Annotated in this window: 12 protein-coding genes; 4 read left to right on the top strand and 8 right to left on the bottom strand. The window is 43.4% G+C overall.

The window, feature by feature from the left end:
- Positions 1-886: 886 nt before the first annotated feature.
- From gatB to V7K67_RS26530, 6 genes are all read right to left on the bottom strand, one after another.
- On the bottom strand, positions 887-2,362 hold the full coding sequence (gene gatB / locus V7K67_RS26555) for an Asp-tRNA(Asn)/Glu-tRNA(Gln) amidotransferase subunit GatB (protein WP_334731145.1): 1,476 nt from the start codon (positions 2,360-2,362) through the stop codon (positions 887-889).
- A gap of 767 nt (positions 2,363-3,129) precedes the next feature.
- The gene (purH, locus tag V7K67_RS26550) at positions 3,130-4,650 is read right to left on the bottom strand and encodes a bifunctional phosphoribosylaminoimidazolecarboxamide formyltransferase/IMP cyclohydrolase (protein WP_335169061.1); all 1,521 of its coding nucleotides are present in this window, start codon (positions 4,648-4,650) and stop codon (positions 3,130-3,132) included.
- A 788-nt stretch (positions 4,651-5,438) separates the two neighbouring features.
- Positions 5,439-7,499 (bottom strand): ribonuclease catalytic domain-containing protein, encoded by a 2,061-nt coding sequence (locus V7K67_RS26545; RefSeq protein ID WP_334731147.1) that lies wholly within the window; start codon positions 7,497-7,499, stop codon positions 5,439-5,441.
- A 105-nt stretch (positions 7,500-7,604) separates the two neighbouring features.
- Positions 7,605-7,820 (bottom strand): 30S ribosomal protein S18, encoded by a 216-nt coding sequence (gene rpsR, locus V7K67_RS26540; RefSeq protein WP_012411240.1) that lies wholly within the window; start codon positions 7,818-7,820, stop codon positions 7,605-7,607.
- 2 nt (positions 7,821-7,822) lie between these two features.
- The gene (gene rpmG / locus V7K67_RS26535; protein WP_094333178.1) at positions 7,823-8,017 is read right to left on the bottom strand and encodes a 50S ribosomal protein L33; all 195 of its coding nucleotides are present in this window, start codon (positions 8,015-8,017) and stop codon (positions 7,823-7,825) included.
- A gap of 43 nt (positions 8,018-8,060) precedes the next feature.
- A complete protein-coding gene (locus V7K67_RS26530; RefSeq protein WP_334731148.1) occupies positions 8,061-8,618 on the bottom strand; it encodes an RDD family protein in 558 nt (185 codons plus the stop codon).
- Between the two features lie 304 nt (positions 8,619-8,922).
- Between V7K67_RS26530 and V7K67_RS26525 the strand changes: the two genes are divergently transcribed.
- Together V7K67_RS26525 and V7K67_RS26520 are read left to right on the top strand one after the other, a co-directional pair.
- Positions 8,923-9,597: a PEP-CTERM sorting domain-containing protein gene (locus tag V7K67_RS26525; protein ID WP_334731149.1), complete on the top strand. Its 675-nt coding sequence runs from the start codon at positions 8,923-8,925 to the stop codon at positions 9,595-9,597.
- Between the two features lie 271 nt (positions 9,598-9,868).
- Positions 9,869-11,131, top strand: a complete 1,263-nt coding sequence (locus tag V7K67_RS26520) for a molybdopterin molybdotransferase MoeA (protein WP_334731150.1) — start codon at positions 9,869-9,871, stop codon at positions 11,129-11,131.
- 155 nt (positions 11,132-11,286) lie between these two features.
- Here the strand turns inward: V7K67_RS26520 and V7K67_RS26515 are convergent, their stop codons facing one another.
- Positions 11,287-11,880: an alpha/beta hydrolase gene (locus tag V7K67_RS26515; protein WP_334731151.1), complete on the bottom strand. Its 594-nt coding sequence runs from the start codon at positions 11,878-11,880 to the stop codon at positions 11,287-11,289.
- A gap of 194 nt (positions 11,881-12,074) precedes the next feature.
- Between V7K67_RS26515 and V7K67_RS26510 the strand changes: the two genes are divergently transcribed.
- Complete coding sequence (locus V7K67_RS26510) at positions 12,075-12,539, top strand: helix-turn-helix domain-containing protein (protein ID WP_334731152.1); 465 nt, start codon at positions 12,075-12,077, stop codon at positions 12,537-12,539.
- A gap of 37 nt (positions 12,540-12,576) precedes the next feature.
- Here V7K67_RS26510 and gatA read toward each other — a convergent pair whose 3' ends face one another.
- The gene (gene gatA / locus V7K67_RS26505) at positions 12,577-14,046 is read right to left on the bottom strand and encodes an Asp-tRNA(Asn)/Glu-tRNA(Gln) amidotransferase subunit GatA (RefSeq protein WP_334731153.1); all 1,470 of its coding nucleotides are present in this window, start codon (positions 14,044-14,046) and stop codon (positions 12,577-12,579) included.
- Here gatA and V7K67_RS26500 point away from each other — a divergent pair.
- On the top strand, positions 14,045-14,200 hold the full coding sequence (locus V7K67_RS26500; RefSeq protein ID WP_335169058.1) for a hypothetical protein: 156 nt from the start codon (positions 14,045-14,047) through the stop codon (positions 14,198-14,200). The genes gatA and V7K67_RS26500 overlap by 2 nt on opposite strands.
- Positions 14,201-14,285 lie beyond the last annotated feature (85 nt).

Below are 14,285 nucleotides of genomic sequence, written 5' to 3'. Positions count from 1 at the left end.
AAGGGTAAAAGAAGACATCCTGGCTGTACCAAAGAAGACCAATCAATTTTATACCCGCGATTTCTAATTGCCTAGTCTAACTCTCTGGGGATTCACTCTAAACTATCAGATTTGATCGGTCAATTTGTGCTTTGGAAAAGTGCTGAGTTGAAAGTTAGGAGTTATTAGTTTCCCCCTACTCCCCAATCCTCGGTTCCCAGTCCCTTTGTATTATGAGTTTATTTGCTGATGGCAATAATAATGCACTAGTTATAGCCATTGGCATAATTGTTTTTACCTTTCTTATGACAAAAGCAAAAAAGGAGAGCTACTTAGGTCGCTCTCCAGATCATCAGTGTACATCTATTTACTACTCTCTCTCTTTTATTCTTTAAGGGTTAATACTTATTGATTGAGATTATTTCTAAAAATTTTCTGAATTTTATCCGTAAATACCACAAAAACAAAATAAAAAAGAGAGCTACTTAAGCAGCTCTCCAGATCATCAGGGTGCATCTACTTACCACAGCATATCATTTTAGGTATGAGGGTTGTCACCAGCTTTTATATGAAGACTTTGTGAAGGAAGACCGGGAAAATACTTAACTTGGAAATTGGGCATGGGGCATTGGGGTACAAAAGGCAGAGGTGCGGAGGGGTAGAGGGAAAAAACTGACTGCAACTTCTCCCTCATCTCCCTCATCTCCCCCTACTCCCTGCCCCTGCTTGATGCCAACAATAATGATTTACGCCGACCTACTGGCGTGGCAAGGCTAAAATGTTGCAAAACAAATTGTCGGTTGGGTGGAGGCTTTGCCAAAGCCAACATCCTTATATATGTTGGGTTACGCTCCGCTCCACCCAACCTACGTCTAATGCACAATTTTTTTGCTTGCCATGCCACTACTTAGGCGTTCAGTTTTTTCTCGACCAATTCGTTAGTCAGTTTAGGATCGGCACGTTTACCTGTCTTTTTCAGAACTTGTCCAACAAAGAAGCCTTTGAGGTTGGTGTTACCGTTGCGATACTTTTCTAGTTCTTTGGGATTGGCGGCTATGACTTCATCAACAATGGGTTCTAGTACACTAGGATCGGTGATTAACTCAAGACCTGCAAAGGCTTTCTCAGGAGAAATACCACTCAGCAAATCTGGGAGCTTTTCTTTAGCTTGAGCATTGCTAATTTTGCCTGTTTCAATGCGAGTGATGATATCTGCTAAATTGGTGGGAGTCAGAGCAATTTCACTAATACTGAGTTTTTGCTTATTGAGGTGGGCTGCGATATCTTGAGTAATCCAGTTGGCAGCAGCTTTGGGGTTTGCTCCAGATGCGATCGCAGTTTCAAAATATTCGGCTATTGAACGATCTTCTGTCAACACTCGCGCATCGTAAGGGGAAAGCCCCAACTCACTTTCATAATGATGGCGTTTTTGGGCTGGTAATTCTGGTAGTTCGCTTTGCCATTGCTCTAATTGTGCATTTGACACCTCAATTGGTGCTAAATCTGGTTCGGGGAAGTAGCGATAATCGCTAGAACCTTCTTTCACCCGCATACTACTTGTGCGTTGAGCGCCTTCTTCCCAGAGACGAGTTTCTTGGATAATCCTCGCGCCTGCTTCAATGGCGGCGATTTGGCGCTCAATTTCGTAGTCAATCGCCCGTTGGATGGCGCTGAAGGAGTTCATGTTTTTAATTTCTACCTTGGTGCCAAACTCCTTTCTTCCCACCGGACGCACGGAAATGTTGACATCGCAGCGCAGAGATCCTTCTTGCATATTCCCATCACTCACGCCAAGATACCGCACAATCCGGCGTAATTCTTCGGCATATTCAGCAGCTTCTAGCCCAGAACGCAGATCGGGTTCCGAGACAATTTCTACTAAGGGGATACCTGCGCGATTGTAGTCTACCAAAGAATAGGAAGAACCAGAAAGGCGATCGCTACCTGCGTGTACCAATTTTCCAGCGTCTTCTTCCATGTGCAGACGCGTAATGCCAATGCGTTTGCGAATCGGATTACCCTCAGCATCTACTAACTCAATTTCTAACCAACCATGTTCTGCGATCGGTAGATCGTATTGAGAAATTTGGTAGTTTTTGGGTAAATCTGGATAAAAATACTGTTTGCGGTCAAATTTACTATATTTAGCGATTTGACAATTCAGTGCCAAACCAGCCTTGACAGCGTATTCTAATACTTTTTCATTGAGTACAGGTAAAACCCCAGGTAAACCCATACAAACCGGGTCAATGTTAGTATTAGGGTCAGCACCAAATGCCGTAGAGCTATTAGAGAAAATCTTGGTGTTGGTACTAAGCTGACAATGGGTTTCTAAACCAATAATCGCTTCATACTCAGTTTTTACAGTCGTAGCAGTGGTCATAATATCAATAATTTGGGCATAATCCTTGTAGTGGTACTATTGTAGCGGCGTATTGAGTTGCCCTGAAGACGGTTATTTGGGTGAGCAATGCTTACCGTGTTGAGCTTGAAAAAGAAGGTGCGAACCTAAAGTGAAGAATCAACTTGGTGAACCTGAAGTTCTCAGTGCTTTGCAATATTTGCTCAATTTGTTAAAAATGCTGCTCTTTTGGATGAATACTACATAAAGAGTTTAGATGCTGTTAATACTGAAAAATTTGTCAAATTCGGACTTACTGATAGTGGAATCTTGACTTTATCTAAAGGGAAGTATCTTGTACTAACTGATGATTCAAGCTAGCAAGTTATCTTCAGAGTGTAGAAGTTGACGTGATTAACTTTAACAATATTCGTGTCTTTAACTGGAAGTAAAAATATGAAATTATTTTGGAAGCGTTAATTTCTATATGCAAATTAAAAAATGCCTGGGAGTGTTGCCGTGTTTCCACCCCAGACATTTTTTATTCTTAACTTGCTCCTCACACACAAATAGATATTATCACTACCTCTATCAAATGGCAAGTATATTGAGTGACATTTTCAAAACTGCATAAGCAATCCAACTTCTGACAAATTAAAAAGCGCTTGGGAGTGTTGCCGTGTTTCCACCCCAAACGCTTTTTATTTTTAACTTGCTCCTCACACACGACTCTAAGATATCACTGCTTCTATCAAAGGGCAAGTAAATCATGTGACACTTTTAAAAGTGTACACCTTACCATCAATAATTTAGTGTAAAAAGTGACGTACACCAGTTAAGACCATCAACAAACCCAGTTCGTTAGCAGCTTTGATTGAATCTTGATCGCGCAAGCTTCCCCCTGGTTGGACAATGGCTGTAATTCCTGCGGCTGCGGCTGTTTTGACTGAATCATCAAAGGGGAAGAATCCATCGCTGGCGAGAGTTGCACCTTTGGCTTTTTCTTGAGCTTGTTCTAGAGCTATTTTAACTGAGCCAACGCGGTTCATTTGACCAGCACCTACTCCTACTGTAGTGCGATCGCTGGTAACAACAATGGCATTAGATTTAACGTGTTTGCAAACTTTCCACGCAAACAGCAATTCGGCTAATTCGTCGGGTGTGGGTTGACGTTCAGTGACAACTTGCCATTGACTGGTATCAGCAATGATGTCATCGCTAGTTTGGACAAGAAAACCACCTGCGATCGCTTTCACGGTATCCTGAGGGCCACTGCTCAAATCAGCTAGAGTCAAAACCCGCACGTTAGATTTCTTAGCCAAGATTTCTTGGGCTTCCGCATCACAACTGGGTGCAACCACACATTCTAAAAATGTTTTAGTTAACTCGCTAGCTGTCGCCGCATCAATCGGGCGGTTGAGTGCGACAATACCACCAAAGGCAGAAGTAGAATCAGCATCAAAAGCTTTTTGATACGCTTCGGAAATTGTACTTCCCAATGCCGTACCACAGGGATTTGTATGTTTGATAATCGTTGCGGCTGGGGTATCAGTGAATTCTGCAATAATTCGGCGTGCGGCTTCTAAATCAACTAAGTTATTGTAACTAAGTTCTTTGCCTTGGAGTTTCGTAGCGGCTGTCCATCCCGTTGGGGTAGCACCAGTTTGATACCAGGTGGCGGGTTGATGGGGATTCTCGCCGTAACGCAGAGATTGCAATTGTGTACCGCTAAGGGTATATTGCTGTGCTTCTGCGAGGTAAGATGCGATCGCTTGATCGTAACTAGCAGTGTGCGAAAATCCTTTTAATGCCGCCCTTTGGCGAAACTCTAGGGATGCTTCGCCGTTATTTTGGCGCAATTCCTCCAAATACTCGTCATACTGTGCTGGATCGCATAATACAGCGAGATGAGCGAAGTTTTTCGATGATGCCCGTAGCATTGCTGGGCCACCGATATCAATTTGTTCAACAGCTTCAGCTAATGTTACCCCTGGTTTAGCGATCGTTTCCTCGAAAGGATATAGATTCACCACCACTAAATCAATCGGGCGAATTTGGTTATTTTCTAAATCTGTAATATCTTCGGGAACATCTCGCCGCGCCAAAATCCCGCCGTGAATCCGAGGATGTAGCGTTTTGACTCGACCACCTAAAATTTCTGGTGAACCTGTATAATCTGCAACCTTAGTGACAGGGAGTCCCGCATCTTTGAGGGCTTGGGCTGTTCCCCCACTGCTGATTAAATCAAAGTCAAATTCTTCAACCAATCTACGGGCTAGGTTAATTATACCAGTTTTGTTAGATACACTCAGCAGGGCTAGACGCGCCATTGATCAATTCCTTAAAAGTAGGCTAGAAGCGAAGGATCTCAAGTTTTGCATAAGCCTTGCTTTAGTTCAAGATCATTAGACATCTCCAGAAATTAAATATGCGTTACCCATAACCCTTGTAGAGACGTAGCAGTGCTACGTCTCTACATTCTTTTTCGGAGATGTCTATTAGGGATAATAACGTTAATAACCATCTGATTATCACTTTTATCTATTAAGATTGCTACAGATGGCAGGCATTGTCGCAGTTAAAAGGGAACAGGGAACGGGCAACAGGGAACAGGGAAATCCCCATAATTAAAATTAGGGGATTTGTACAAGGACGTATTTTTTCTTGCGCTACGCGTCCCCTTAAAAAATGTTTTTATTTCTTTCATAAATAAATTTAGGGGCTTGTACCCTAAATCTTCGGGGCTAATTCTTGCACTGTTCCCTGTTCCCTCTTCCCTGTTCCCGCCCCGAAGGGGCTTGGTCAACATCTATTCTTCATCTTCTTCTTGCTCTTGCATAATATCTAACGCTCTTCTATGACTCTGGAGAGAGAATAATCCAAGCGATTAGAAATCGCGGCTACACAAACTCTCGTCCGCCTGCGCGGACTAACGCCAAAATAGGGTTTCAAATTTAATCTGACGAGAGTAATAAAAGAGCGCTAATTGACTATTACCTCATTCCATTTACTCTATATCCTAACCAAAAGGAGTTGGAGCAAGGCTAAAATAATTCGTAATTGATAATACTAGCCTGTAGCGAGTATTACGAATGACAAATGACTAATAACAAATTAGTTAATTCGCTGCTGTTTGAGCTTCTTGATAAATTATTTCTTGAAATTGGATCATATCTTTTTGTGGATCGGCGTGGCTAACTTTCACCACTATCTGTTCGCCCAAGTTCACAGAACGTTTGAAAACCATTGGTAACTGCAAGCCCAAATCTTCTAACAAAATTAGGGCTAAGTTGCTGTCTTCTCGCAGCCACATCAACACTGTCACATCCCAAGTTTCTTCTGGATGACGGCGTAAATACTCTAGTGCGTAATATCTATTAGTTTGTCGTTCCACCATTGTCACTTCTTGGGTGATACTGGTGACAGTCATCATCACTTCTTTAAGTTGATCTGCGGAAAATGGCAGAACTTCACCCCGCAAATGGGCTTTAATTTGAAAGTGGGTGAGTAAGTCACTGTAGCGGCGGATGGGAGAGGTGGCTTGGGTGTAAGTATCCAAACCCAAACCAGCATGACGCAAAGGCGTAATGCTCATTTCACTCTTGGGCATACAACGACGCATGGCACAAGCGCGAACGAATCCGGCTGGAAGTAGCAGCAATTCCTCATCTGGAGGTAATTCTGGTTGTGGTTGACCGCGAAAGGGCAAAGGTATGTTATGAGTTTTACCATAACGAGCCGCAACTTCACCGGCAACAATCATCATTTCTGCTACCAGTTGCCGCGATGGTGAATCGTCCAAAATATCAATGTGGATCTCCTCACCTTTAACTTTGATCGTCGCTTCGGGCATAGTGATGCTAATTGCCCCTTGGGCGTAACGCCAAGCTCTCCGCCGCTGTGCCCAAATAGCGATCGCCGCAATTTCCGGTTCTGCTTGTACCCGTAATTGCAGCATTTCATCGACATCTTCGTAGGTGAGGCGATAAGTCGGTTTAATCAAGCTGGTATGAATGCTGTAATCTTCTACTCCCCCAGTTGTACCTAAAATAATCCCGAAACTGAGGGCGCAACAAACCCTTCCCTGAATCAGACTCATTGGCCCAGTGGCCAATACTTCGGGAAACATGGGAATCATCCCCGTCGGTAAATAGACTGTAGTACCGCGCTTTCTGGCTTCCAAATCTAATTCATCTTCTGGCACTAACCATCTAGTGGGATCGGCGATATGCACCCAGAGGCGTTCCCGTCCATCGGGTAGTACTTCCCAACTCAGACCATCGTCAATCTCTGTGGTAGTTTCATCATCAATGGTGTACACCTTCAGGTGAGTCAGATCAAGGCGGTTTGTATCTGAGTCAATCGGTGGGAAATCCAAACGCTGTTGCGCCACTTCTAATACCTTATGAGGAAATTGAATCGGAATTGAAGAACGACGCAGGAACAAGTTTTCATAAGGACTCCAGTAACCCAAATCTACCAATAATTGAAAGGCCCCTTGGGGCGTTGTGGGTCGTCCCAGCATGGTCATTGTTTCTAATACGGGAGCGCTGGGCGGATAAGCGCGAGCCAAGGAGTCATAATTAACCCCCGTCCGCACGGTATCAGCGATTAGCGCTGCGTATTTCTCTAGTCCTTCTAAACGCTGGCGATCGTGGCGCCCCCACTCTACGGCTTCACCTTTAAGCGCCTGCTCTACATGAACTAAAAATTCCTGCTGTCCCTTAGCTTTTAGTGCCTCTACTTCTACTTGGTGCTGGCGTTCTGCCACTTGAGCAGCAGTTCGGGCTTCGTAAGCGTCTCCTTTTTGCTTGAAATAGAGTTTATCGTCTGATAATAAGCAATAGGCGGCATAACAAAGAGGCGCGGCTGATTCCGAAAATAGCAGATTCGCCATTTGGTCGGGGGTAATTGTTTCCCCATCTTCAACCAGTAATTCCCAGGCTACTTCTAAGCTAGACGGGTCTAAATAAGGCTTGACCTGCTCCAAAAAGCTGGCAATCTCAGAGGTCTTGTAAGTCTGTCCAGTAACTGTATAGGTTATTTGTCTAGGCGCGAGGCTGTGGGATTGACCACGTTCGTCTACCACAAACCAGCGGGTTTTACCGTCTGGACGTTCTACGATGCCCAGACGGCGATCGCCTTGAACCCTAAATTCAACTAGCGTCCCCTTCTCCACAACTCTCGCACTCTAAATTTGGTGAACAGTTTAAATTAGTTAGGAGTGAGGAGTGAAAAGTTAATTGATAACTCATAACTCATAACTTCTAACTCATCAATCTTTTTAGCCTTCCGCATTGATAAATGGCAACAAAGCCACAATCCGCGATCGCTTAATTGCTAATGTCAACTCTCGCTGTTGCTGAGATGTCAGCCCTGTAATCCGACGTGGCAGTATCTTACCCCGCTCGGTGACAAACTTACGCAATAAATCAACATCTTTATAATCGATTGGTTCTCCTGGCTTGATCGGAGAAAGACGACGACGGAAATAACTCATCTTTACTTAATTTCCTTATGAACGGTATGTTTGTTGCAGTGGGTGCAGAACTTTTTCAGTTCTAGCCTGTTGGTGGTGTTGCGGCGATTCTTTGTACTGGTATAACGTGAAACACCAGCAGAACGCTTATCTGAATTTGTCCGACACTCTGTACACTCTAGTGTGACAATTATACGGGCGCCTTTACTCTTAGCCATAATCTTACAAACAGTGAAGCCTGAAGAGAATAAACACAAATTACTATCTTCTCACATTCCGCCGCATATTATCAACTAATCTTTTAATTTTTATATCGAGCGAGTAGCCACGACGCGACGAAACGATGAAAGTTCCGCAATAGCGATCGTGTAAAGCCTGCCGCATCTGGGTATCAGAGAAGGCAGTGCCACAATCGATCGCTAGAGGAAATACTAGCAGTATAGCAGTGGGATTGGCTCTAATATTGCTCAGGGCAATTGACACTAATAGGGCACCCAAGCCGATAATCGCCTCTCGCTTCACTAGTGAAAGCAAATCTGGAATTCTGCCCATTACTTGCCCATCTTCGACTTCTAACAGCTTTAAATCGAAGGCCCAACGCCCTAAACTTTGCCCTTGATTGTTATATGGCACCAGCACCCGCGAAACTAGCCAAAGTATGACAAAAACTAAGATTTCCACAAATTGAATCCCGATATCGCCGCCTCCCAGCAGGGAACTGACTAACCAGACACCAAGGAAATCTAGTCCTAATGCCATACCTCGCCGCCCAATCTCAGCCTTGGGATAGTGTTTTTGGGGAAGTCGTTCGATAGTCATACAAAATAGGTATTTTTATTTAGGGGTTGGAGAATAATAATTACTCCTGTTTTTTATATTAAGATGATGACTTGGGTTTGGCGTTTAATGTTATCCATAAAATTTCCATAATTCGGGTGGTTAAGACTTTGGCGTGAGCGCTACTTCTCTACGAGAGGCTGCGCCCTAAGCGCAGCTATGCCGCAGGCTTTACAACAAGGCTCAGTACAAGTCAGTCGAATGCTATCCACCCCACAAGAGTCTGTTTTGAGGAAATCTTGTATTTTTGTAGAAACTTAATTTTAACTAATTTGGAAGTTGTATCATGATGCATCTGTTTACAAAAACAGCTATTAGTCTGGTGACGACTACTGCTTTAGGGTTAGCGGTCGCTATAACTACTAATGACCTAGTTCATGCTGCTGAGTTCAAATTTGACTGGAAGGGTGACACTGGTTATTTGGCTCAAGGTTCATTTAACTACGATACAACCACTGCTCCCAATGTCATTTCTGAAGCAGGTTTGGGAGCTACGAAGAATTTGCAGTCTCTCTCAATTTCCTTTTTTGATCCATTGAATAATCTCATCAACAGTTTTACTCCAGTGCTGAATGGTGTATCTAACTACAGCTTCTTAAGATTCAACTTTGATAGCGCTAAAGAGCAAATCTTTGGCCCCTTTGATGTTGGCAAGGATGATAACCTTCCTGGTGACACATGGCTTAATAATAATGTCGCACTCATAGACGAAGGTTTTAGTGATGAGGTTCTAGCTAAAGAATTTGGTTTTAACAATAGAGATGCAGCAGGCGTAAGCCAAGTACTAGATTTCAGCAACAATTCGGTTCAGGTATCCAAAGTCCCTGAAGGAAGCATAATTATCGGTTTACTAGCAGTGTGTAGTTTGGGATTTAGCCTCAAGCAGAAATCAATCCAAAATCCAAAATCTAAAATTGGTCAGTATTACTTTACAGGGATAAAAGAAAAGTTTAACTCTTAGAGGCTGTTTGAAAAGTTGTACGGTTTTAACCAATATTCAGACGCGACTCGAAAATACTCACTACCGCTTCGCTATCGCGGACTCGCTTGCCGCCGGCGCTATCACCCACTCGTACAGAATTCATACGCTCATTCTGACTCCTGAGTTCTGAATTCTTCTTATAAAATTAAGCAGCTTTCAAAAAATCAGAATCATGAGAACAAAATGCTCTCTTGATTGAGTCCTCAGTGTTACTTTACAGGGATAAAAGAAAAAGTCGGAGGCGATCGCTATGTTATCAGTCAGCGATGCAGAAGCAATTATTTTAAATTTAGTACAACCGTTGGATCGTCAACGGGATACAGAAGTTGTCGATTTATTCACAGCCGATAGTCGGATTTTGGCAAAGCCTGTCACCAGTCCGCTAGATTTTCCCCATTGGGATAATTCGGCAATGGATGGCTACGCAGTTCGCTATGAAGATGTACAGCACTCTAGCACTGAACAACCAGCCATTTTGGAAATTGTTGAGAATATTCAGGCTGGGTATCAGCCTGAGTTTACGATTCAACCAAAGCAAGCTGCGCGGATTTTCACAGGTGCGGTGATTCCAGCAGGTGCGGATACTGTAGTCATGCAAGAAAAGACACGCCGGGAAGAAAACCGCGTATTTATCCTGGCTGCACCAAAACCACAAGAATTTGTCAGACACAAAGCATCTTTTTATCAAGCTGGAACACAACTACTACCAGCAGGAATTAAGCTAAATGCCTCAGAAATTGCCGTATTGGCAGCAGCACAGTGTCCGAAATTAAGTGTTTACCGCCGTCCACGGGTGGCAATTTTATCCACTGGTGATGAGTTGGCAACAATTGATCAACCGTTACAACCAGGGCAAATTGTGGATTCTAATCAGTATGCGATCGCCGCTTTGGTAAGAGAAAGTGGTGCAGAACCCTTAATTTTAGGCATTGTGAAAGATGATCCAATTGCTCTGGAGAAAGTTATTAGCCACGCCGTTGCGATCGCTGATATAGTCATCTCTTCTGGTGGTGTCTCAGTGGGAGATTATGACTATGTGGACAAAATTCTCGAATCGCTAGGAGCAAAAATTCACATTCGGGCTGTAGAAATAAGGCCAGGAAAACCCCTCACCGTCGCCACTTTCCCCCCTACAGACGTGATTAATCGCGTCTCTCCCCATTCCCCACTTTATTTTGGTTTACCAGGGAATCCTGCGGCTGTATTAGTGACATTTTGGCGGTTTGTGCTACCAGCAATCAAGAAACTTTCGGGAATTACTGAAGGTTGGGAACCAGCATTTTTGAAAGTGCGATCACATGATGAATTGCGATCGGACGGCAAGCGTGAAACTTACCTTTGGGGTAAATTGCATTTAATTAATGGAGTTTACGAATTTCACAAAGCTGGTGGTAGTCACAGTTCCGGCAATTTAATTAATTTAGCTCAAACCAATGCCTTAGCTATTCTACATGTGGGTAAAATATTAATTTCTCCACAAGAAGAGGTGCAAGTTTTGAAAATCGATAGCTGAAGTAGTATCCCAGGTATGACATTGATTGCGGCAACTCTTACTACAAGTTTTTTTGTGGCTCCAGCTAATGCTCAAAGGGCGTGCCAGTGTACTGACTATGTAGCAAGTCGTTTCGGTATTTCTGGTTATCCTAACGCTGGCGATTGGGATAATGGCTACCTCCAAAGTAGAGGTTTTGTCCGCGTTAAACCAGCGGCTTGTGGGTGTTTCACTGCCAAATCGAGGGCTATTGCACCCCCTAGAGAATGTCCATAAATAAAAATTTGGCTGGGTGGAATCTCTTGTTGCTGTACCAAGTAATTCCAAGCTGTAGCTGCATCTTCATAAACCCGCTTTTCATTAGGAAAGCTGCCTTCACTGCGACCATAACCCCGATAATCAATCAGTAATACCGAAAACCCTAGCTGATGAAACCTGTTGGCATGAGCTATATTTGCGCCAATATTGATACCATTCCCGTGTAAGTATAACAACACCTTGGCATTGGGTTGCTTGGCTTCTATCCACCAACCATGGATGCGTTCTACTTTGCCTGTTTTACCAGGTACAGCCAACCAAACCTCTTTGTAAGGAAGATTAAAAAACTCTGGTGTTTTTTCAATAACAGCAGAGGGAAAGAAAATAAACCGAGGTTGCCCAATAAAAAGAACTAGACAGATAGCACAGTAGGCGAACGCTACAATTATCCCAGCCCAGAGTAGCCTCTGGAAAAATACTTGTATTATAAATTGCAGCTTATTAATTTTCATCCCCGACCTTTTAACTTTTCAGGTATGTATTATAACAAGAAAAATACTTAGTATAAGGCGCGCTAGCATTTTAAAATGCGGGATTAAGCCATTCTCAAAAAAATTTATCCTAAAATCAAATATCCAGTAAATTTACGTATGCAAATTGGAGTGTTCTCAATGAATAGTAGAATTAGGACATAGAGGAAAAGATTGTGACGCTCTTAAACGAAGCTCAATTAGAGCAACTAAAGGAAATAACCACACATCTACGACAAGCAAGACAAGAAAAATCCATCCGCATAGAAGAAATAGCCTCTCAAACAATGATTCGAGCAGGTATTTTGCAAGCTTTAGAAGAAGAAAGATTTGAAGAATTACCTGAGCCGATTTTTCTTCAAGGATTCATCCGTCGTTATGGAGATGCTTTAGGGCTGGATGGAAATGCTTTATCATACAGCCTGATAACCAATGTTGTCCGTGAAGATTCCAAAAATGTTCATAAGAATTCAGACAACACACGAAATACATACATACCTCTTTTTCTGACCTATATTTTACTATTAGTCGGTGCATCGGCTGGTCTTCTTCATATACTTAATCCACAGCTTACAGCTGAATCCCCGACTCTAGCAAACAACGATCAACAGTCAATAGTCAGTAATCAGACTAACAAATGAACAAAAAATAGAGGGACTGGGGACTGGGGACTGGGGACTAATGACCAATGACTATTTGTGGTTTACGCAGATGCCAACTAGTGGATTGCTCATAAGCATAAGCTACCTGAAAAAGCTGGTCTTCTCGCAGCACATTGCCAATTAGCTGTAATCCTATCGGTAGCCCTTGATCGTCAAAACCACATGGCAAACTTAAACTAGGTAAACCAGCAAGATTTACAGGAATAGTCATCAAGTCAGTTAAGTACATACTCAAGGGGTCAGTAGTTTTTTCCCCTGCTTTGAATGCTGTAGTGGGAGATGTCGGGCAAACTAACACATCAACCGTTTGAAAAGCCTTTTCAAAGTCTTGCTTAATCAAGGTGCGGACTTTTTGCGCTTTGAGGTAGTAAGCGTCATAATAGCCAGCGGAGAGGGCGTAAGTGCCAATCATAATCCGGCGTTTGACTTCTGTGCCAAAACCAGCAGCACGAGTACGAGTATACATCGATAGTAGATTATCTGCATCAGGAGCGCGATACCCATATTTAACGCCATCGTAACGAGCCAGGTTTGCTGATGCTTCTGATGGGGCGATGATGTAGTAAGTGGGTAAACCATAGCGAAAGCGGGGACAGGAAATGATATGAATCTCCGCTCCCAAACTTTGTAGTTGATCTACTGCTTTGGTAACAGCTTGTTCCACTACAGAGTCTAAACCTTCACCAAAAGTTTCTTTAATAATACCAATTCTTAGCTGACCTCTGGGTTTGAAGTCTGGTTTTAAGTTAGCAGCGTAGTTGGGAATAGCAACTTTCAAGCTGGTAGAGTCTTTGGGGTCGTAACCTGCGATCGCACTCAATAATATTGCCGCATCTTCTACTGTGTTGGCAAATGGCCCAATTTGATCTAAAGACGAAGCGTAAGCCACCAAGCCATAACGAGAAACCAAACCATAAGTTGGTTTCATCCCCACAACACCGCAGAAAGATGCAGGTTGGCGAATCGAACCGCCAGTATCAGAACCGAGAGCAACGACACATTCTTGGGATGACACCGCCGCCGCAGAACCTCCCGAAGAACCGCCTGGAATTCGTGACAAATCCCAAGGATTAGCCGTGACTTGGTAGGCAGAGTTTTCTGTGGAACTACCCATTGCAAACTCGTCTAAGTTGGTTTTGCCAACCATTACCGCCCCGATATCTGCCAGTTTTTGCGTCGCGGTTGATTCATAAGGCGGCACGAAATTTTCCAAAATCCGGGAGGCGCAGGTAGTGGGAACTCCCTTGGTACACATATTGTCTTTGATACCTATAGGAATCCCTGCTAGCAGGCCAATTTCCTCTCCCGCAGCAATTTTGGCATCCACAGCACTTGCCTGCTCTAATGCCCGTTCTGCGGTAACACATAAAAAGCTGTGTAATTTTGGCTCTAACGCTTGAATGCGATCTAAAGCTTCTTGGGTAATTTCGACGGCAGAACGTTCTTTTTCAATCAGTTGTTGGTGCAACTCGCGGATGGATGCCATGATTGCTCTCTTTATGACTCAAGTCATTGATTCTAGTATATATCGGTCGAAATTGGGTATGGGGCATTGGGCATTGGGCAAAACAGTTCCGGTAGCGGCGCGTGAGCCAGTCCCCAGTCCCCAGTCCCCAGTCCCCAGTTCCCACACATCTTAAATCAGCGGATTAATATGTATTGAAATGTGTTTAATAGGTTTTGAAAAACAGCAAATATATGGCTATTAACCATCTATGAAGAGCC

It is taken from the genome of Nostoc sp. (genome assembly GCF_036917155.1).
In the GTDB taxonomy this organism is placed as follows: domain Bacteria; phylum Cyanobacteriota; class Cyanobacteriia; order Cyanobacteriales; family Nostocaceae; genus Nostoc.
The sequence above is the reverse complement of the archived record's forward strand: the minus strand, read 5'-3'. Positions and strand labels throughout refer to the sequence as shown.